The following is a 19,005-nucleotide window of genomic DNA, read 5'->3' on the forward strand; positions in this document are numbered from 1 at the left end:
ATTGATTGAACAAAGAACAGATTGAAAAACCACCCAATTTTTGGGTGGTTAGTAATTTATTGTTGCGCTGGTTGAGGATTTTGGTTAGGCTGCCCTTGATTGGTACTTGGTTGTTGTGTCGCCGTATTCTCATTGGTTCCAGCATTGGGAGTAACTGTATTTGAATTTGGATTTGTGTTTGGTGTCGTTACACTTGACTGAGAGGTTGAAGTCTCTGGAGTCTGGTTCGCAGGAGCAGGTGTAGAACTTTGTTGAGTAGCAGGAGCAGTCCATGTAGGACGAGCTCCATTCTTAAAGACATATTCTCCACTCCTATATAAGCCCTCAGGCATAGTCCAATCTCCTGGGTGGTCATCTTCTGATAGGTAAGTCATCATTGAACGATAGACCGCAGAAGCAACTGTGAACCCATTGCCGATGACTGGAGTAAGACGATTTGAGTAACCTGTCCATACGGCCATCGAATATTTACGAGTATAGCCGACAAACATTTCATCCGGTGCAACAAGTTGACTTGATTTAATATGATTTTCGATTTCTTCATCTGAATAGTTAGAGGTACCTGTCTTACCGGCTTGAGGGAGCCATGAAATATAGGCATTAAAACCAGTTCCAGAGGTCAAGACTGTTTTCATCATTTCTGTCATCATGTAAGCAGTGGTCTCTTTCATAGCTCGGGTACCAGGGTCAGAAAATTCTTTTTCGCTACCATCACTAAAGACAACTTTATTAATGTACATCGGTTTGTGATAGATACCACCATTGGCAAATGCAGCATAAGCAACAGCCATTTTTTCGCTACTTGCGCCGTATTGCTTATTAGATTCAGTTGTGTTACTTGATATGGCGTTAGAATAATGCATATCTGGATAGTCAATTCCTAAACCATTTAAGAAGGTTTTTGCACGGTTTAATCCAACTTTGTTGAGTGTTTCTACAGCAGGAACATTGCGAGATTGCTGTAGTGCATATTGCAGGGTGATATTACCGAAGTATCCTCTATCCCAGTTGTAGACAGGGGTATTTGTTCCAGGATAATTATACGGGATATCGCGTACAATGGTAGCAGTTGAGTCATAGATATCAAATTCCAAAGCAGGAGCATAATCAGTGATGGGTTTCATTGTTGATCCCCAGTCACGATTGGTCTCCACAGCCTGGTTGGTGCCGAATGAAACATTACTTGCTTGATGACGAGCACCAAGTTGTGCAATAACGTTACCATTAGATACATCTACAATAGTCGAAGCTACTTGCATGTCATCATCAGGATAAGTGACATATTGGTCGGTGTTATAAACATCCCAGAGTCGTTGTTGGATATCTTTGTCCACATTTGTATAGACATCCATACCTGTAGTAAGAAGGTTGTAACCAGTTTCTTGTTCAACTTGGTCGATTACTTCTTTAAGGTAGTTGTCCATGTATGCAGGATAACTGTTACCGGATTTCAGGCTTTGTAGACCATCGGTAACAGGGGTATTAATAGCTTTTTCATACTCTTCTGCACTGATGTATTTCTGCCCTTTCATTTCCGAAAGTACCAAGTTCCGACGCTCTAGAGCAGCTTCTGGATGAGAATAAGGATCATATTGATTTGGTGCTTGAGGCATTCCGGCTAGGAGTGCTAACTGTGGTAAGCTTAAATCCTTCAAGTCTTTTCCATAGTAATTTTGGGCTGCAGTTTGCATTCCATAGTTACCGTTAGACATGTAGACTTTGTTGATGTAGTAGGTCAGGATTTCTTGCTTGGTTGCTTTTTGCTCTAGTTGAACGGCTAGCCAAGCTTCTTGAGCTTTACGTGACAAAGTTTGATCGGCAGTTGAAGTAGAAAAATAAGTTAATTTGATCAATTGTTGAGTCAAGGTTGAGGCTCCCTGGAGGCCTCCTCCGCCTTGGAGGTTTCTCAATGCCGCACCCATGATACGAATGGTATCCACACCTCTATGATCAAAGAAACGGTGGTCTTCGATAGACACGATGGCCTTGACCAAATCAGTAGGGATTTCATTTGCTTGAGTATTTACTCGACGTTCAGATCCAAGGTCAGCGATCAGTTCGTTCTTATTGTCATAAATCTTGCTAGAGGTCGTCGCAACTAATTTACTTTCAGATAAGGTTGGAGCCTTGCTAACAAAGTAGAGGAAGACACCTCCACCTAATAGAAATAATGCGATAAATAATGTAAGGAACGTAATTCCGATATACTTTAAGAATCGCAGAATAGTTTGTTTGTTCATCTTGTTTTACCACCTAGTAAATGTTCTTTGATAATGTCGAGATAGGGAATTTGAGGGAAAGCCCCTTGCTTTACTAAATATCCATATTCTTGAATATATCCAAGTGGCATAGATTTTTGCCCCTTATCTTGATGATAAAAGCGAATCAAATCAAATGCCGGCAACAAATAAGTTTCCTGTTTAGAAGAAAAATGAAGCAGTACGAAGCAAATACCCTGCTGTTCTAGAACTTGTTCCATATGTTGAATCTGGTGAAGATGGAAGTTCTTCATTGGAATAGCATTCTTTTGTCGCGTTTCCTTGGCTTCAAAGTCAATGTAATGTCCTCTATACACGCCAGAGTAATCTGTTGTGGAAGCTTGTCTAAAATAGGCTTCTACAATTTTGGCTCTACTACGTTGAGGATAGTCTACTCGGACAATTTGAACAGGCGTGGGTTTTTTATGGATAACTGCCATACCATGCGTCAGATAGTAGTCGTTTGTAGCGTTAATCATCTTTTCAAAAGTCATTCCTCGATTTGCGAAATTATTTGGTTGAGAAATGGATGTTTTGTTTTTTTTTGATGAAATTTTATGAGGATAGTTGACCATATTTCTCCTTATTGGTACAATGACATCACTCTATTATACCATAAAAATAGAAAGAAAGGTGTAAAAATGACTACAGCTTTAATTATGGGATATTCTAATTTTGACTTGGGTGTCTTTAACGAAAAAGATATCAGGTTAAAAATTATAAAGAAAGCCATTCGCCGTGATTTAGAAAGTTTGGCAGAAGAAGGGATTAACTGGCTGGTCTTTACAGGGAACTTGGGATTTGAATCTTGGGTGCTTGATGTCGCAAATGAAATGAAAGAAGAATATGATTTCAACCTAGCGACCATTTTTGATTTTGAAACACACGGGGAAAATTGGAATGAAGCGAATCAGCTTAAACTTAGTCAATTTAAGCAGGTAGATTTTGTCAAATATGCCTATCCTAAATATGAACATATGGGGCAACTAAGAGACTACCAACGATTTTTACTGGAAAATACTGATTTAGCTTATTTTTTCTATGATCCAGAAAATGAGACCAAATTAAAATTTATGGATACCTTGATGAAAAATCAGGAAGGGTATCGCATAAAAAGGCTAACGTTTGAAGACCTAAATGAGCTAGCAGAAAATTTTTCTGAAAAGTAAGCCTTTGACCTTGATTTTTGTTTGCCTTTTTTTATATAATAATACTATTAGAAACCGAGAATGGAGAGAGAGATGGCAAGTATTATTTTTTCAGCAAAAGATATTTTTGAGCAAGAGTTTGGACGTGAAGTCCGTGGATATAGTAAGGTTGAAGTTGATGAATTTTTGGACGATGTCATCAAGGACTACGAAACTTATGCTGCCTTAGTCAAGTCTCTCCGTCAAGAAATTGCAGAGTTGAAGGAAGAATTGTCTCGCAAACCTGAATCTGCACCGGTTCAAGCAGAACCACTTGAAATGACGGCTACAACTTCTATGACGAATTTTGATATTTTGAAACGACTAAATCGTCTTGAGAAAGAAGTATTTGGTAAACAAATTTTGGATAACTCTGATTTATAAGAGCTTATTTGAAAAGTGCAATTTTTGGATAATCGCGTGAGGAGAATTTCTTTTCATGAGGAAAGTCCATGCTAGCACAGGCTGTGATGCCTGTAGTGTTTGTGCTAGGCGAAACCATAAGCCTAGGGACGAGAAATCGTTACGGCAGTTGAAATGGCTAAGTCCTCGGATAGGCCAGAGTAGGCTTGAAAGTGCCACAGTGACGGAGTCTCTCTGGAAACAGAGAGAGTGGAACGCGGTAAACCCCTCAAGCTAGCAACCCAAATTTTGGTCGGGGCATGGAGTACACGGAAACGAACGTAGTACTCTGACTACTTTCAGCTGTAGGCTGTTAGCGGTAGACAGATGATTATCGAAGGAAGTGGTCCTAGTCACTTCTGGAACAAAACATGGCTTATAGAAAATTGCATATAGGTTGGGGCTGAGAAAACTTTCTCAACCTCATTTTTTAAAGTGGACATATAGAAAGGTCTTATAAGACTGAAAATGAAAAAAGAATTTAATTTAATCGCTACTGCTGCAGCGGGTCTTGAGGCTGTTGTGGGACGTGAATTGCGAGAGTTGGGCTACGATTGTCAGGTTGAAAATGGACGTGTTCGTTTTCAAGGAGATGCGAAAGCCATCATCGAAACCAACCTCTGGCTTCGAGCGGCAGACCGTATCAAGATTATCGTAGGAACGTTCCCAGCTAAGACTTTTGAGGAGCTCTTTCAAGGAGTTTTCGCTCTAGATTGGGAAAATTATTTACCGCTTGGAGCTCGATTTCCGATTTCAAAAGCCAAATGTGTTAAGTCTAAACTACACAATGAACCAAGTGTACAGGCTATTTCAAAGAAGGCTGTTGTTAAAAAGTTGCAAAAACACTATGCCCGTCCAGAAGGTGTTCCTCTTATGGAGAATGGTCCTGAGTTTAAGATTGAGGTTTCTATTCTGAAAGACATAGCAACTGTCATGATTGATACGACAGGCTCCAGTCTCTTTAAACGTGGCTATCGTACCGAAAAGGGTGGGGCTCCTATCAAGGAAAACATGGCAGCAGCTATTTTGCAACTCTCTAACTGGTATCCAGACAAGCCCTTGATTGATCCGACCTGTGGTTCAGGAACTTTCTGTATCGAGGCAGTTATGATTGCTAGAAAGATGGCTCCAGGGCTTCGTCGCTCCTTTGCCTTTGAGGAGTGGAACTGGATTAGTGATCGCTTGATTCAAGAAGTGCGTACAGAAGCGGCTAAGAAAGTGGATCGTGAGCTTGAGCTAGATATCATGGGCTGTGATATCGATGCACGTATGGTGGAAATTGCTAAGGCCAATGCTCAGGCAGCAGGGGTTGCAGGAGATATTACCTTTAAGCAGATGCGCGTGCAGGATTTGCGTTCCGATAAAATCAATGGAGTGATTATCTCTAACCCACCTTATGGGGAACGCTTGTCAGATGATGCAGGAGTTACCAAACTCTATGCTGAGATGGGGCAAGTATTTGCACCGCTGAAAACGTGGAGCAAATTTATCCTAACTAGTGATGAAGCCTTTGAGACCAAGTACGGCAGTCAGGCGGACAAGAAGCGCAAGTTGTACAATGGAACTTTAAAAGTTGATTTGTATCAATATTTCGGTCAGCGTGTTAAACGTCAGGAAGTAAAGTAGGAAGGAAAACTCATGAGTAAGAAAAGACATGATCGTCATATAACAGAACATCAAGAAGCGCAATTTGATTTTGATGATGCCAAAGAGCTAACGGTTGGAGAAGCCATGCTAAAAAATGAAGAGGTGGAAGCAGGTGTATTGCCTGGAGATTCTATCTTGGACAAGTATGTGAAACAACACAAAGATGAAATTGAGGCGGATAAGTTTGAAACGCGTCAGTTTAGCAAGGATGATTTAGTTGAAAAAGAAGAGGTAGAAGAGATAGAGGAGACTCAGACTCTAGATAATTTACTTCAAGAGCTTCGTGAGGGAACAGGAGTAACTTCTCCAGCTCCAGAAGATGAGTTGAGTCAGTTTGATGATTTAGAATTAACACGAGTTTCAGAAGCACCTCTTGTAGAAGAATTTGAGACTGAAGATATTCCAACACTTTATCGAGTGACAGATAGTGAAGATGGAAATAGTAAGAAGAAATGGGTGCTTTATGGTATTCTAGCAGCCTTAGTGGTTCTTATCCTTGGAACTGGTTATTATGTTTATCGTCAAGTGGCTCGTTCGACCAAGGAAATCCAAACTTCTCAATCAACTACAAACACGCAGTCAGATGTGGAAGAATTCAATAATTTATATGATGCCTTCTATACAGATAGCAACAAAACGGCTTTAAAAAATAGCCAGTTTGATAAACTGACTCAACTGAAAACCTTACTTGATAAGCTGGAAGGTAGTCGTGAATATACGCTTGCAAAATCTAAGTATGACAGCCTTGAAACGCAAATCAAGGCCATTCAAGATGTCAATGCTCAATTTGATAAGCCAGCTATTGTAGATGGAGTTTTGGATACTAACGCTAAAGCTAAATCAGATGCTAAATTTACAGATATTAAAACTGGAAATACGGAGATTGATAAAGTGCTAGATAAGGCTATCAGTCTAGGTAAGAGTCAACAAACAGCTCCTTCAAGTTCAAGTTCAAGCTCAAGTCAAGAAAGTTCAAGTTCATCAACAGAGAGGGCTACAGACAACACAAGTCCATCTTCAAGCGTCTCATCAAACAATTCAGTTTCTGCACGTGATGATAGCCATGGCGGTTTATCAAGTTCTGGAGTTGACCTCCAAAGAGCTTCGAGTCGTGTGCCGTTCAATCAGTCAGCTGTTGATGATAGCAATAACTCTGCTTGGGATTTCGCGGATGGTGTCTTGGAAAAAATCCTAGCAACTTCACGCTCACGTGGTTATATCACTGGTAACCAATATATCCTTGAACGTGTCAATATCGTTAATGGCAATGGTTATTACAACCTCTACAAGCCAGATGGAACCTATCTCTTTACCCTTAACTGTAAGACAGGATACTTTGTTGGAAATGGTTCTGGACATGCGGATGACTTGGACTACTAAGCAGTCGTTACAAAATTCTTTCTTTTCAAAAGTAAAAATGATAAAATAAAACAAATTAAACAAGAGGAGTGTCAAATGACAAAAGCTAACTTTGGTGTTGTTGGTATGGCCGTAATGGGTCGTAACCTTGCCCTTAATATTGAATCTCGTGGTTACACAGTTGCTATTTACAACCGTAGTAAAGAAAAAACTGAAGATGTAATTGCTTGCCATCCTGAAAAGAACTTTGTACCAAGCTATGACGTTGAAAGTTTTGTAAACTCAATCGAAAAACCTCGTCGTATCATGCTCATGGTTCAAGCTGGACCTGGTACAGATGCTACAATTCAAGCCCTTCTTCCACACCTTGACAAGGGTGATATCTTGATCGACGGAGGAAACACTTTCTACAAAGATACAATCCGTCGTAATGAAGAGTTGGCAAACTCAGGTATCAACTTTATCGGTACTGGGGTTTCTGGTGGTGAAAAAGGTGCCCTTGAAGGTCCTTCTATCATGCCTGGTGGACAAAAAGAGGCCTACGAATTGGTTGCGGATGTTCTTGAAGAAATCTCAGCTAAAGCACCAGAAGATGGCAAACCATGTGTGACTTACATCGGTCCTGATGGAGCTGGTCACTACGTGAAGATGGTCCACAACGGTATCGAGTATGGTGATATGCAATTGATCGCAGAAAGCTATGACTTGATGCAACACTTGCTAGGCCTTTCTGCAGAAGACATGGCTGAAATCTTTACTGAGTGGAACAAGGGTGAGTTAGACAGCTATTTGATCGAAATCACAGCTGATATCTTGAGCCGTAAAGACGATGAAGGTCAAGATGGACCAATCGTAGACTACATTCTTGATGCCGCAGGTAACAAGGGAACTGGTAAATGGACTAGCCAATCATCTCTTGACCTTGGTGTGCCATTGTCACTAATCACTGAGTCAGTATTTGCACGTTACATCTCTACTTACAAAGAAGAACGTGTACATGCTAGCAAGGTTCTTCCAAAACCAGCTGCCTTCAAATTTGAAGGAGATAAGGCTGAGTTGATTGAAAAAATCCGTCAAGCTCTTTACTTCTCAAAAATTATTTCATACGCACAAGGTTTTGCTCAATTGCGTGTAGCTTCTAAAGAAAACAACTGGAATTTGCCATTTGCAGATATCGCATCTATCTGGCGTGATGGCTGTATCATCCGTTCTCGTTTCTTGCAAAAGATTACAGATGCTTACAACCGTGATGCAGACCTTGCAAACCTTCTTTTGGATGAATACTTCTTGGATGTCACTGCTAAGTACCAACAAGCAGTGCGTGATATCGTAGCTCTTGCTGTTCAAGCTGGTGTGCCAGTGCCAACTTTCTCAGCAGCTATTACTTACTTTGATAGCTACCGTTCAGCTGACCTTCCAGCTAACTTGATCCAAGCGCAACGTGACTACTTTGGTGCCCACACTTACCAACGTAAAGACAAAGAAGGAACATTCCACTACTCTTGGTATGACGAAAAATAAGTAGGTCTGCCATGGGGAAACGGATTTTATTACTTGAGAAAGAAAGAAATCTAGCTCATTTTTTAAGTTTGGAACTCCAAAAAGAGCAATACCGAGTTGATCAGGTTGAGGAGGGGCAAAAAGCCCTCTCCATGGCTCTTCAGACAGACTATGACTTGATTTTATTGAATGCTCATCTGGGGGATATGACGGCCCAGGATTTTGCAGACAAGCTGAGTCGGACTAAGCCAGCCTCAGTCATCATGGTCTTGGACCATCGTGAAGAATTGCAAGATCAGATTGAGACAATCCAACGCTTTGCCGTTTCTTACATCTATAAGCCGGTTATTATTGATAATTTGGTGGCTCGTATTTCCGCGATTTTCCGAGGTCGGGACTTTATCGACCAACATTGTAGTCAGATGAAGGTTCCAACGTCTTATCGCAATCTGCGTATGGATGTAGAGCATCACACAGTTTATCGTGGCGAGGAGATGATTGCTTTGACTCGTCGTGAGTATGACCTTTTGGCTACTCTTATGGGAAGCAAGAAAGTTCTGACTCGTGAGCAGTTGTTGGAAAGTGTCTGGAAGTATGAAAGTGCGACCGAAACCAATATCGTGGATGTCTATATCCGTTATCTACGTAGCAAGCTTGATGTAAAAGGTCAAAAAAGCTACATTAAAACCGTTCGTGGTGTTGGTTACACCATGCAAGAATAGAGAGCAGTTGCAGTTATGTAACTGCTTTTTTTGAGGGGGCTCTCTATATATTGACATACAGTTGGGGCTTTGCTATAATCAGTTATGGAGGATACGTCTAATGAAAACAATAAAAAAATTGATGCAAATTGCATTAGCAGTCTTTTTCTTCGGTTTGCTAGCAACAAGTGCAGTATTGGCGGATGATGCTGATTCAGAAGGTTGGAAATTTGTCCAAGAAAATGGTAGAACCTACTACAAGAAGGGGGAACTCAAAGAAACCTACTGGCGAGTGATTGATGGTAAGACCTATTATTTTGATTACAATGGTGAAATGGTTGTTGGTTGGCAATACATTCCAATGCCAGTTAAAGGATATACAATTGGTCCTTACCCTAATGGCATAAGATTAGAAGGTTCCCCAATGCCAGAATGGTATTACTTTGACAAAAATGGAGTGCTACAAGAGTTTGTTGGTTGGAAACAATTAGAGCTAAAAGATTCCTTAACCGTTGGGAAAAAACATGGTGAAGGCTGGGAAGGTCCCGAAGTTCTTAAATTAGCATACTACTACTTTGATCAAGATCATTCTTTAAAGACAGGTTGGCTTTATGATCAATCTAACTGGTATTACCTAGCAAAAACAGGAAATTCTGGGAATAAGAATCTTGGTGGTGAGAAACGTTCTGGTTGGATTCAAGATGCTTCCACTTGGTACTATCTAGATTCAGAAACTGGTATCATGCAAACTGGTTGGAAGCAAATTGGCAATAAGTGGTACTACCTCCGTTCATCAGGAGCTATGGCGACTGGCTGGTATCAAGAAGGCTCAACTTGGTACTATTTAGATGCTGAAAATGGTGATATGAAAACGGGATGGCAATACCTTGGTAACAAGTGGTACTATCTCCGTTCATCAGGAGCTATGGCAACTGGTTGGGTGAAAGATGGTTCAACTTGGTACTACCTAAATGCAAGTAATGGAGATATGAAGACAGGTTGGACAAAAGTAGGAGGAAACTGGTATTATCTCAATTCCTCTGGAGCAATGGTTACAGGTAGCCAAACTATCGATGGTAAAGTTTATAACTTTGCTTCATCTGGTGAGTGGATTTAATATTGGAGGACATATAAATGAAACTTTTGAAAAAAATGATGCAAGTTGGACTAACAGCATTTTTCTTTGGTTTGCTAGCTACAAATACTGTATTTGCGGATACCACAGGTGGCCAATTTGTTGATAAGGATAATAGAAAATATTATGTAAAAGATGATCATAAAGCAATCTATTGGCATAAAATAGACGGTAAAACTTACTATTTTGGTGATAAAGGAGAAATGGTAGTTGGATGGCAATACGTAGAAATTCATGGAACAGGTTATCGTGATAATTTATTTAATAATCGTCCAGTCTTAGAAATTGGCCTTCAGGAGAAGTGGTACTATTTTGGACAAGATGGTGCTTTGCTAGAACAAACAGATAAACAAGTACTAGAGGCAAAAACGTCTGAAAATACAGGAAAAGTATACGGTGAACAATATGCTCCATCTGCTGAAAAGAGAACTTATTATTTTGATAATAATTATGCTGTAAAGACAGGCTGGACTTATGAAGACGGCAATTGGTATTATTTAAATAAGCTAGGAATTTCTGGCGATGATTCTTACAATCCACTACCAATTGGTGAAGTTGCTAAGGGTTGGACTCAAGATTTCCATGTTACTTTTGGCATTGATAGAAGCAAACCTGATCCGTGGTATTACCTAGACCCAGAAACTGGTATCATGCAAACTGGTTGGAAACAACTTGGCAATAAGTGGTACTATCTCCGTTCATCAGGAGCCATGGCGACTGGCTGGTATCAAGAAGGTTCAACTTGGTACTATTTAGATGCTGAAAATGGTGATATGAAAACGGGCTGGCAATACCTTGGTAACAAGTGGTACTATCTCCGTTCATCAGGAGCTATGGCAACTGGTTGGTATCAAGATGGTTCAACTTGGTACTACCTAAATGCAAGTAATGGAGATATGAAGATAGGCTGGTTCCAGGTCAATGGCAAATGGTACTATGCTTACAACTCAGGTGCTTTGGCAGTGAATACGACCGTAGATGGCTATTCTGTCAATTATAATGGCGAATGGGTTCAATAATGAAAGAGGCGATTGTGAAGGAAACAATCGCTTTTTTTGTGAAAATATAATAAAATAGATAGGAAAGAATAAATATTTGTATGAAAAAATGAGACGGCTTTTTCGTCTAGTAAAAGGAAAATATGACAAAAAAAGTTGGTGTCGGTCAGGCACATAGTAAGATTATTTTAATAGGGGAGCATGCAGTCGTTTACGGTTATCCTGCCATTTCCCTGCCTCTTTTGGAGGTGGAGGTGACTTGTAAGGTAGTTTCTGCAGCGAGTCCTTGGCGTCTTTATGAGGAGGATACCTTGTCCATGGCAGTTTATGCTTCGCTGGAGTATTTGGATATCAAAGAAGCCTGCATTCGCTGTGAGATTGACTCGGCTATCCCTGAGAAGCGGGGAATGGGTTCGTCAGCTGCTATCAGCATAGCGGCTATTCGTGCGGTTTTTGACTACTATGAGGCAGAACTGTCTCATGATGTATTAGAAATCTTGGTCAATCGGGCTGAGATGATTGCTCATATGAATCCGAGTGGTTTGGATGCCAAGACCTGTCTCAGTGACCAGCCTATTCGCTTTATTAAGAACGTAGGATTTACAGAGCTTGAGATGGATTTATCCGCCTATTTGGTGATTGCTGACACGGGCGTTTATGGTCATACCCGTGAAGCCATCCAAGTGGTTCAAAGTAAGGGAAAGGATGCTCTACCGTTTTTGTATGCCTTGGGAGAATTAACTCAGCAGGCAGAGGATGCGATTTCACGAAAAGATGCTGAAGAATTGGGACAAATCCTCAGTCAAGCGCATTTACATCTAAAAGAAATTGGTGTTAGTAGCCCTGAGGCGGATTCTCTAGTTGAAACGGCTCTTAGCCATGGTGCTCTGGGTGCCAAGATGAGTGGTGGTGGACTAGGAGGCTGTATCATAGCCTTGGCAGATAATTTAACACACGCACAAGAACTAGCAGAAAGATTAGAAGAGAAAGGAGCTGTTCAGACATGGATAGAGAGCCTGTAACAGTACGTTCCTACGCAAATATTGCTATTATCAAATACTGGGGAAAGAAAAGAGAAAAAGAGATGGTGCCTGCTACTAGCAGTATCTCTCTGACTTTGGAAAATATGTATACGGAGACGACTTTGTCGCCTTTACCGACGGATGCGACTGCTGATGCCTTTTATATCAATGGTCAGCTACAAAATGAGGCAGAGCATGCTAAGATGAGCAAGATTATTGACCGTTACCGTCCAGAAGGTGGGGGCTTTGTCCGTATTGATACTCAGAACAATATGCCTACCGCAGCGGGTTTGTCCTCAAGTTCTAGTGGTTTGTCCGCCCTGGTCAAGGCTTGTAATGCTTATTTCAAGCTGGGATTGACTCGGAGCCAGTTGGCACAGGAGGCTAAGTTTGCCTCAGGCTCTTCTTCTCGGAGTTTTTATGGACCATTAGGTGCCTGGGACAAGGATAGCGGAGAGATTTACCCGGTAGAGACAGACCTGAAACTAGCTATGATTATGTTGGTGCTAGAGGATAAGAAAAAACCAATCTCTAGCCGTGACGGGATGAAACTTTGTGTGGAAACCTCGACGACCTTTGATGACTGGGTCCGTCAGTCTGAGAAGGATTATCAGGATATGCTGGTTTATCTCAAGGAAAATGACTTTGCTAAGGTTGGGGAATTAACAGAGAAAAATGCCCTTGCTATGCACGCTACGACCAAAACTGCGTCACCAGCCTTTTCTTATCTGACGGATGCCTCTTATGAAGCCATGGACTTTGTTCACCAGATACGTGAGCAAGGAGAAGCCTGCTACTTTACTATGGATGCTGGTCCCAATGTCAAAGTTCTTTGTCAGGAGAAAGACTTGGAGCATTTATCAGAAATCTTCGGTCAACGTTATCGCTTGATTGTGTCAAAAACAAAGGATTTGAGTCAAGATGATTGCTGTTAAAACTTGCGGAAAACTCTATTGGGCAGGTGAATATGCTATTTTAGAGCCTGGGCAGTTGGCCTTGATAAAGGCCATTCCCATCTATATGAAGGGGGAGATTGCTTTTTCTGATAGTTACCGTATTTACTCAGACATGTTTGATTTCGTAGTGGACTTGACACCAAATCCTGACTACAGTTTGATTCAAGAAACGATTGCTTTAGTGGAAAATTTCCTCGTTTATCGTGGGCAGACCTTGCGACCTTTTTCTTTGGAAATCCGAGGAAAAATGGAACGGGAAGGGAAAAAGTTTGGTCTAGGTTCTAGCGGTAGCGTCGTTGTTTTGGTCATCAAGGCCTTACTGGCTTTATATGATATTTCGGTTGATCGGGAGCTCTTGTTCAAGCTAGCCAGTGCTGTCTTGCTCAAGCGAGGAGACAATGGTTCTATGGGGGACCTTGCCTGTATTGTGGCAGAGGAATTGGTTCTCTACCAGTCATTTGATCGCCAGAAGGTAGCAGCTTGGTTGGAAGAAGAAAATTTGTTGACAGTTTTAGAGCGTGATTGGGGCTTTTCAATTTCACAAGTGAAACCAACTTTAGAATGTGATTTCTTAGTGGGATGGACCAAGGAAGTGGCTGTATCGAGTCACATGGTCCAGCAAATCAAGCAAAATATCAATCAGAATTTTTTAAGTTCCTCAAAAGAAACGGTGGCTACTTTGGTAGAAGCCTTGGAGCAGGGGGAATCAGAAAAAATTATCGAGCAAGTAGAAGTGGCCAGCAAGCTTTTAGAAGGCTTGAACGCAGATATTTACACGCCTTCGCTGAGACAGTTGAAAGAAGCCAGTCAAGATTTGCAGGCTGTTGCTAAGAGTAGCGGCGCTGGTGGTGGTGATTGTGGTATTGCCTTGAGTTTTGATGAGCAATCAACTGAAACCCTAAAAAACCGATGGGCCGATCTAGGGATTGAGCTCTTATACCAAGAAAGGATAGGATATGACGACAAATCGTAAGGATGAGCACATCCGCTATGCCCTTGAGCAGAAAAGTTCCTATAATAGCTTTGATGAGGTGGAGTTGATTCATTCTTCCTTGCCTTTTTACGACCTGGATGAAATCGATCTGTCGACAGAGTTTGCTGGTCGAAAGTGGGATTTTCCTTTTTATATCAATGCCATGACAGGTGGGAGTGAAAAAGGTAAAGAAATTAATCAAAAGCTAGCTCAGGTGGCGGAAGCCTGTGGGATTTTGTTTGTGACGGGCTCTTATAGCGCAGCCCTCAAAAATCCATCAGATGACTCTTTTTCTGTCAAGTATGATCATCCAAATCTCCTTCTTGGAACCAACATTGGATTGGACAAGCCTGTCGAGTTAGGACTTCAGACTGTAGAAGAGATGAATCCCCTTCTCTTGCAAGTGCATGTCAATGTTATGCAGGAATTGCTCATGCCTGAGGGAGAAAGGAAGTTCAGAAGCTGGCAATCGCATCTAGCAGACTATAGCAAGCAAATCCCTGTTCCGATTGTCCTAAAGGAAGTGGGCTTTGGAATGGATGCCAAGACCATCGAGAGAGCCTATGAACTGGGTGTTCGAACCTTTGACCTGTCAGGTCGTGGTGGCACCAGCTTTGCTTATATCGAAAATCGTCGAAGTGGCCAGCGTGATTACCTCAATCAATGGGGGCAGTCCACCATGCAGGCCCTTCTCAATGTCCAAGAATGGAAAGACAAGGTCGAACTCTTGGTCAGTGGAGGCGTTCGGAATCCGCTGGATATGATTAAGTGTTTGGTCTTTGGTGCCAAGGCTGTAGGGCTATCACGTACAGTTCTGGAATTGATTGAAAGCTACACAGTTGAAGAAGTGATTGGCATTGTCCAAGGCTGGAAAGACGATCTGCGTTTGATTATGTGTGCCCTTAATTGTGCCACCATAGCAGATCTGCAAAAAGTAGACTATCTTCTCTATGGAAAATTAAAAGAAGCAAATGATCAGATGAAAAAGGCGTAACCACCGCCTTTTTTCCATCCTCAGACCGAGGTGACTTTTTTGAATTGTGATAAAATAGAAGGGAGAGGATGAACCTATGAGAAAATTTAAAATCTTTTTATTTATCGAAGCCTGTCTTTTGACGGGAGCTCTGATTTTGATGGTTTCAGAGCATTTTTCGCGTTTTCTGCTGATTCTATTCCTCTTTTTGCTTTTGATTCGCTATTACACTGGTAAAGAGGGTAATAATCTTCTTTTAGTGGCGGCAACCATTCTCTTCTTTTTCATCGTCATGCTCAATCCTTTTGTGATTCTAGCTATTTTTGTTGCTGTCATCTATAGCCTCTTTCTTCTTTATCCGATGATGAACCAGGAAAAAGAGCAGACCAATTTGGTTTTTGAAGAGGTGGTAACGGTTAAGAAGGAGAAAAATCGTTGGTTTGGCAATCTCCATCATTTTTCAAGCTACCAGACTTGCCAGTTTGATGATATCAATCTCTTTCGCCTCATGGGCAAGGACACTATTCATCTGGAGAGGGTCATCCTAACCAATCACGATAATGTTATTATCCTCAGAAAGATGGTAGGAACGACCAAAATCATCGTACCTGTAGATGTGGAAGTCAGTCTCAGCGTTAACTGTCTCTATGGTGATTTGACTTTTTTCAACCAGCCTAAGCGAGCCCTTCGCAATGAACACTATCATCAAGAAACAAGAGACTATCTTAAGAGTAACAAGAGTGTCAAGATTCTCTTGACCACTGTGATTGGGGATGTTGAGGTGGTCAGAGGATGAAAAAACAAGCTTATGTAATCATTGCCATTACCTCCTTCCTATTTGTCTTATTTTTCTCCCACAGCTTGCTGGAAATCCTTAACTTTGACTGGTCTATTTTCTTGCATGATGTCGAAAAAACAGAAAAATTTGTCTTTTTGTTGTTGGTATTCAGCCTGTCTATAACCTGTCTCCTAGCTCTGTTTTGGAGAGGTGTTGAAGAGCTTTCTCTAAGAAAAATGCAGACTAATCTTAAGCGTTTGTTGGCAGGGCAAGAAGTGGTTCAGCTTGCAGATCCAGATTTGGATGCCAGTTTCAAGTCCTTGTCAGGTAAACTTAACCTTTTGACAGAAGCTCTTCAAAAAGCAGAAAATCACAGTCTTGCTCAGGAAGAGGAAATCATCGAGAAAGAACGGAAGAGGATTGCTCGGGATTTGCACGATACAGTCAGTCAGGAGTTGTTTGCGGCCCACATGATTTTATCGGGTATCAGTCAGCAGACTTTGAAATTGGATAGAGAAAAGATGCAGACCCAGTTGCAGAGTGTCACAGCTATTTTAGAAACCGCCCAGAAGGATTTGCGGGTCTTGCTCTTGCATTTGCGGCCTGTTGAACTAGAGCAGAAGAGTCTGGTTGAAGGGATTCAAATCCTCTTAAAAGAGCTTGAGGACAAGAGTGATCTCAAGGTTAGTTTCAAGCAAAATGTGACGAAATTGCCTAAGAAAATCGAGGAGCATATCTTCCGTATTCTGCAAGAATTGATCAGCAATACCCTTCGCCATGCCCAGGCCTCTTGTTTGGATGTCTATCTCTATCAGACAGATTTTGAATTGCAGCTGAAGGTGGTGGACAATGGGATTGGTTTCCAGTTAGGGAACTTAGATGACTTGAGTTACGGACTCCGCAATATCAAGGAGCGGGTTGAAGATATGGCAGGGACGGTTCAGTTATTAACAGCTCCCAAGCAAGGGCTGGCAGTTGATATCCGTATTCCCTTGTTAGATAAGGAACTATAAGGAGTAAAGATGAAAATTTTACTAGTAGATGACCACGAAATGGTTCGATTGGGCTTGAAAAGCTACTTTGACCTCCAAGATGATGTAGAAGTTGTGGGTGAGGCTGCCAACGGATCTAAAGGGATTGAGTTGGCATTGGAATTGCGTCCAGATGTCATTGTCATGGATATTGTCATGCCTGAGATGAATGGGATTGATGCGACCTTGGCTATCCTCAAAGAATGGCCTGAAGCCAAGATTTTGATTGTGAGCTCTTATTTGGACAATGAAAAAATCATGCCCGTCTTAGATGCAGGTGCTCGTGGCTATATGCTCAAGACTTCTAGTGCGGACGAACTACTCCATGCCGTCCGTAAGGTGGCTGCTGGAGAGTTGGCCATTGAGCAAGAGGTCAGCAAGAAGGTCGAATACCACCGAAATCACATAGAACTACATGAGGACTTGACTGCGCGTGAGCGAGATGTTCTCCAACTCATCGCCAAGGGCTACGAAAATCAGCGTATCGCAGACGAACTGTTTATCTCTCTCAAGACGGTCAAGACGCACGTGTCTAACATTCTTGCCAAACTTGAGGTTAGCGATCGTACCCAGGCTGCAGTCTATGCCTTTCAGCACCACTTGGTGGGGCATGAGGACTTTTAACAGATATGCAAAAATAATATTGGAGAAATAGCTGACCTTAGTATCAAAGAAGCAAGCAAGTACCTCTAGCGTCATTGAAAAGCGCATTCATTACTTGAAAAAAGTCGCCCATTTATGTTATAATAGACTGTATTTAAAAAATTTTAAGGAGAAATGACAGAATGTCTGTATCATTTGAAAACAAAGAAACAAACCGTGGTGTCTTGACTTTTACTATCTCTCAAGACCAAATCAAACCAGAATTGGACCGTGTCTTCAACTCAGTGAAGAAATCTCTTAATGTTCCAGGTTTCCGTAAAGGTCACCTTCCACGCCCTATCTTCGACAAAAAATTTGGTGAAGAGTCACTTTACCAAGACGTTATGAACGCTCTTTTACCAAACGCTTATGAAGCAGCTGTAAAAGAAGCTGGTCTTGAAGTCGTTGCACAACCAAAAATTGATGTAACTTCAATGGAAAAAGGTCAAGACTGGGTTATCACTGCTGAAGTTGTTACAAAACCTGAAGTAAAATTGGGTGACTACAAAAACCTTGAAGTATCAGTAGATGTAGAAAAAGAAGTAACTGATGCTGACGTTGAAGAGCGTATCGAACGCGAACGCAACAACTTGGCTGAATTGGTTATCAAAGAAGCTGCTGCTGAAAACGGCGACACTGTTGTCATCGACTTCGTTGGTTCTATCGACGGTGTTGAATTTGATGGCGGAAAAGGTGAAAACTTCTCACTTGGACTTGGTTCAGGTCAATTCATCCCTGGTTTCGAAGACCAATTGGTAGGTCACTCAGCTGGCGAAACTGTTGATGTCGTTGTAACATTCCCAGAAGACTACCAAGCAGAAGATCTTGCAGGTAAAGAAGCTAAATTCGTGACAACTATCCACGAAGTAAAAGCTAAAGAAGTTCCAGCTCTTGACGATGAGCTTGCAAAAGACATCGACGAAGAAGTTGAAACACTTGCTGAATTGAAAGAAAAATACCGCAAGGAATTGGCTGCTGCTAAAGAAGAAGCTTACAAAGATGCAGTAGAAGGTGCAGCAATCGATAAAGCTGTAGAAAACGCTGAAATCGTAGAACTTCCAGAAGAAATGATTCACGAAGAAGTTCACCGCTCAGTAAACGAATTCCTTGGAAACTTGCAACGTCAAGGTATCAACCCTGACATGTACTTCCAAATCACTGGAACTACTCAAGAAGACCTTCACAATCAATACCAAGCAGAAGCTGAGTCACGTACTAAGACTAACCTTGTTATTGAAGCAGTTGCCAAAGCTGAAGGATTTGATGCTTCAGAAGAAGAAATCCAAAAAGAAATCGAGCAATTGGCTACAGACTACAACATGGAAGTTGCACAAGTACAAAGCTTGCTTTCAGCTGATATGTTGAAACACGATATCACAATCAAAAAAGCTGTTGAGTTGATTACAAGCACAGCAACAGTTAAATAATCTTATACTCTTCGAA

18 protein-coding genes and 1 other RNA gene are annotated in these 19,005 nt (G+C 41.4%); 17 read left to right on the plus strand and 2 right to left on the minus strand.

What is annotated here, in order from left to right; all coding sequences use genetic code 11:
• Positions 1-56 precede the first annotated feature (56 nt).
• Positions 57-2,240, minus strand: a complete 2,184-nt coding sequence (gene pbp1a / locus D8855_RS01520; protein WP_004263562.1) for a penicillin-binding protein PBP1A — start codon at positions 2,238-2,240, stop codon at positions 57-59.
• Entirely contained in the window at positions 2,237-2,833 is a 597-nt protein-coding gene (recU, locus tag D8855_RS01525; RefSeq protein ID WP_004263564.1) for a Holliday junction resolvase RecU, read from the minus strand. The genes pbp1a and recU overlap by 4 nt, the downstream gene beginning before the upstream one ends.
• A gap of 66 nt (positions 2,834-2,899) precedes the next feature.
• On the opposite strand from recU, the gene D8855_RS01530 reads away from it, so the two are divergent.
• The 17 genes from D8855_RS01530 to tig all read left to right on the plus strand — a co-directional run bounded on the left by D8855_RS01530 (position 2,900) and on the right by tig (position 18,989).
• Complete coding sequence (locus D8855_RS01530) at positions 2,900-3,427, plus strand: SLOG family protein (RefSeq protein WP_004263565.1); 528 nt, start codon at positions 2,900-2,902, stop codon at positions 3,425-3,427.
• 72 nt (positions 3,428-3,499) lie between these two features.
• A complete protein-coding gene (gene gpsB / locus D8855_RS01535) occupies positions 3,500-3,829 on the plus strand; it encodes a cell division regulator GpsB (RefSeq protein WP_000146534.1) in 330 nt (109 codons plus the stop codon).
• A 20-nt stretch (positions 3,830-3,849) separates the two neighbouring features.
• Positions 3,850-4,231, plus strand: an RNA gene (gene rnpB, locus D8855_RS01540) — RNase P RNA component class B.
• Between the two features lie 84 nt (positions 4,232-4,315).
• Positions 4,316-5,473, plus strand: coding sequence for a THUMP domain-containing class I SAM-dependent RNA methyltransferase (locus D8855_RS01545; protein WP_042751681.1), 1,158 nt, complete (start codon positions 4,316-4,318; stop codon positions 5,471-5,473).
• Between the two features lie 12 nt (positions 5,474-5,485).
• Entirely contained in the window at positions 5,486-6,874 is a 1,389-nt protein-coding gene (mapZ, locus tag D8855_RS01550) for a cell division site-positioning protein MapZ (RefSeq protein WP_049488066.1), read from the plus strand.
• Between the two features lie 75 nt (positions 6,875-6,949).
• Positions 6,950-8,374: an NADP-dependent phosphogluconate dehydrogenase gene (gene gndA, locus D8855_RS01555; protein WP_000158778.1), complete on the plus strand. Its 1,425-nt coding sequence runs from the start codon at positions 6,950-6,952 to the stop codon at positions 8,372-8,374.
• An 11-nt stretch (positions 8,375-8,385) separates the two neighbouring features.
• Positions 8,386-9,075, plus strand: coding sequence for a response regulator transcription factor (locus D8855_RS01560; protein ID WP_050283620.1), 690 nt, complete (start codon positions 8,386-8,388; stop codon positions 9,073-9,075).
• Positions 9,076-9,175: 100 nt separating this feature from the next.
• Positions 9,176-10,171, plus strand: coding sequence for a choline-binding protein CbpJ (gene cbpJ / locus D8855_RS01565; RefSeq protein WP_125415592.1), 996 nt, complete (start codon positions 9,176-9,178; stop codon positions 10,169-10,171).
• A 17-nt stretch (positions 10,172-10,188) separates the two neighbouring features.
• On the plus strand, positions 10,189-11,208 hold the full coding sequence (cbpC, locus tag D8855_RS01570) for a choline-binding protein CbpC (protein ID WP_125415593.1): 1,020 nt from the start codon (positions 10,189-10,191) through the stop codon (positions 11,206-11,208).
• Positions 11,209-11,330: 122 nt separating this feature from the next.
• On the plus strand, positions 11,331-12,209 hold the full coding sequence (mvk, locus tag D8855_RS01575) for a mevalonate kinase (protein WP_125415595.1): 879 nt from the start codon (positions 11,331-11,333) through the stop codon (positions 12,207-12,209).
• On the plus strand, positions 12,191-13,144 hold the full coding sequence (mvaD, locus tag D8855_RS01580; RefSeq protein ID WP_125415597.1) for a diphosphomevalonate decarboxylase: 954 nt from the start codon (positions 12,191-12,193) through the stop codon (positions 13,142-13,144). Before mvk ends, mvaD begins: the two co-directional genes overlap by 19 nt.
• The gene (locus tag D8855_RS01585; RefSeq protein WP_125415599.1) at positions 13,131-14,138 is read left to right on the plus strand and encodes a phosphomevalonate kinase; all 1,008 of its coding nucleotides are present in this window, start codon (positions 13,131-13,133) and stop codon (positions 14,136-14,138) included. The genes mvaD and D8855_RS01585 overlap by 14 nt, the downstream gene beginning before the upstream one ends.
• A complete protein-coding gene (gene fni, locus D8855_RS01590; RefSeq protein WP_125415601.1) occupies positions 14,122-15,132 on the plus strand; it encodes a type 2 isopentenyl-diphosphate Delta-isomerase in 1,011 nt (336 codons plus the stop codon). The genes D8855_RS01585 and fni overlap by 17 nt, the downstream gene beginning before the upstream one ends.
• 76 nt (positions 15,133-15,208) lie before the next feature.
• Complete coding sequence (gene liaF, locus D8855_RS01595; RefSeq protein WP_125415603.1) at positions 15,209-15,907, plus strand: cell wall-active antibiotics response protein LiaF; 699 nt, start codon at positions 15,209-15,211, stop codon at positions 15,905-15,907.
• Positions 15,904-16,902 (plus strand): envelope stress sensor histidine kinase LiaS, encoded by a 999-nt coding sequence (locus D8855_RS01600; RefSeq protein WP_125415605.1) that lies wholly within the window; start codon positions 15,904-15,906, stop codon positions 16,900-16,902. The genes liaF and D8855_RS01600 overlap by 4 nt, the downstream gene beginning before the upstream one ends.
• 9 nt (positions 16,903-16,911) lie before the next feature.
• Positions 16,912-17,544 carry a response regulator transcription factor gene (locus D8855_RS01605; protein ID WP_125415607.1) on the plus strand — a complete coding sequence of 211 codons (633 nt, stop codon included), beginning with the start codon at positions 16,912-16,914 and terminating at the stop codon, positions 17,542-17,544.
• Positions 17,545-17,705: 161 nt separating this feature from the next.
• The gene (gene tig, locus D8855_RS01610; protein ID WP_001863967.1) at positions 17,706-18,989 is read left to right on the plus strand and encodes a trigger factor; all 1,284 of its coding nucleotides are present in this window, start codon (positions 17,706-17,708) and stop codon (positions 18,987-18,989) included.
• The last annotated feature ends 16 nt before the right edge of the window (positions 18,990-19,005 follow it).

It is taken from the genome of Streptococcus mitis (assembly GCF_003942685.1).
In the GTDB taxonomy this organism is placed as follows: Bacteria; Bacillota; Bacilli; order Lactobacillales; family Streptococcaceae; genus Streptococcus; species Streptococcus mitis_CD.

What these genes read in the sequence shown, in the direction of transcription:
- pbp1a (WP_004263562.1), bottom strand. Translation starts at nt 2,240, where the DNA reads ATGAACAAACAAACTATTCTGCGATTCTTAAAGTATATCGGAATTACG.
- recU (WP_004263564.1), bottom strand. Translation starts at nt 2,833, where the DNA reads ATGGTCAACTATCCTCATAAAATTTCATCAAAAAAAAACAAAACATCC.
- D8855_RS01530 (WP_004263565.1), top strand. Translation starts at nt 2,900, where the DNA reads ATGACTACAGCTTTAATTATGGGATATTCTAATTTTGACTTGGGTGTC.
- gpsB (WP_000146534.1), top strand. Translation starts at nt 3,500, where the DNA reads ATGGCAAGTATTATTTTTTCAGCAAAAGATATTTTTGAGCAAGAGTTT.
- D8855_RS01545 (WP_042751681.1), top strand. Translation starts at nt 4,316, where the DNA reads ATGAAAAAAGAATTTAATTTAATCGCTACTGCTGCAGCGGGTCTTGAG.
- mapZ (WP_049488066.1), top strand. Translation starts at nt 5,486, where the DNA reads ATGAGTAAGAAAAGACATGATCGTCATATAACAGAACATCAAGAAGCG.
- gndA (WP_000158778.1), top strand. Translation starts at nt 6,950, where the DNA reads ATGACAAAAGCTAACTTTGGTGTTGTTGGTATGGCCGTAATGGGTCGT.
- D8855_RS01560 (WP_050283620.1), top strand. Translation starts at nt 8,386, where the DNA reads ATGGGGAAACGGATTTTATTACTTGAGAAAGAAAGAAATCTAGCTCAT.
- cbpJ (WP_125415592.1), top strand. Translation starts at nt 9,176, where the DNA reads ATGAAAACAATAAAAAAATTGATGCAAATTGCATTAGCAGTCTTTTTC.
- cbpC (WP_125415593.1), top strand. Translation starts at nt 10,189, where the DNA reads ATGAAACTTTTGAAAAAAATGATGCAAGTTGGACTAACAGCATTTTTC.
- mvk (WP_125415595.1), top strand. Translation starts at nt 11,331, where the DNA reads ATGACAAAAAAAGTTGGTGTCGGTCAGGCACATAGTAAGATTATTTTA.
- mvaD (WP_125415597.1), top strand. Translation starts at nt 12,191, where the DNA reads ATGGATAGAGAGCCTGTAACAGTACGTTCCTACGCAAATATTGCTATT.
- D8855_RS01585 (WP_125415599.1), top strand. Translation starts at nt 13,131, where the DNA reads ATGATTGCTGTTAAAACTTGCGGAAAACTCTATTGGGCAGGTGAATAT.
- fni (WP_125415601.1), top strand. Translation starts at nt 14,122, where the DNA reads ATGACGACAAATCGTAAGGATGAGCACATCCGCTATGCCCTTGAGCAG.
- liaF (WP_125415603.1), top strand. Translation starts at nt 15,209, where the DNA reads ATGAGAAAATTTAAAATCTTTTTATTTATCGAAGCCTGTCTTTTGACG.
- D8855_RS01600 (WP_125415605.1), top strand. Translation starts at nt 15,904, where the DNA reads ATGAAAAAACAAGCTTATGTAATCATTGCCATTACCTCCTTCCTATTT.
- D8855_RS01605 (WP_125415607.1), top strand. Translation starts at nt 16,912, where the DNA reads ATGAAAATTTTACTAGTAGATGACCACGAAATGGTTCGATTGGGCTTG.
- tig (WP_001863967.1), top strand. Translation starts at nt 17,706, where the DNA reads ATGTCTGTATCATTTGAAAACAAAGAAACAAACCGTGGTGTCTTGACT.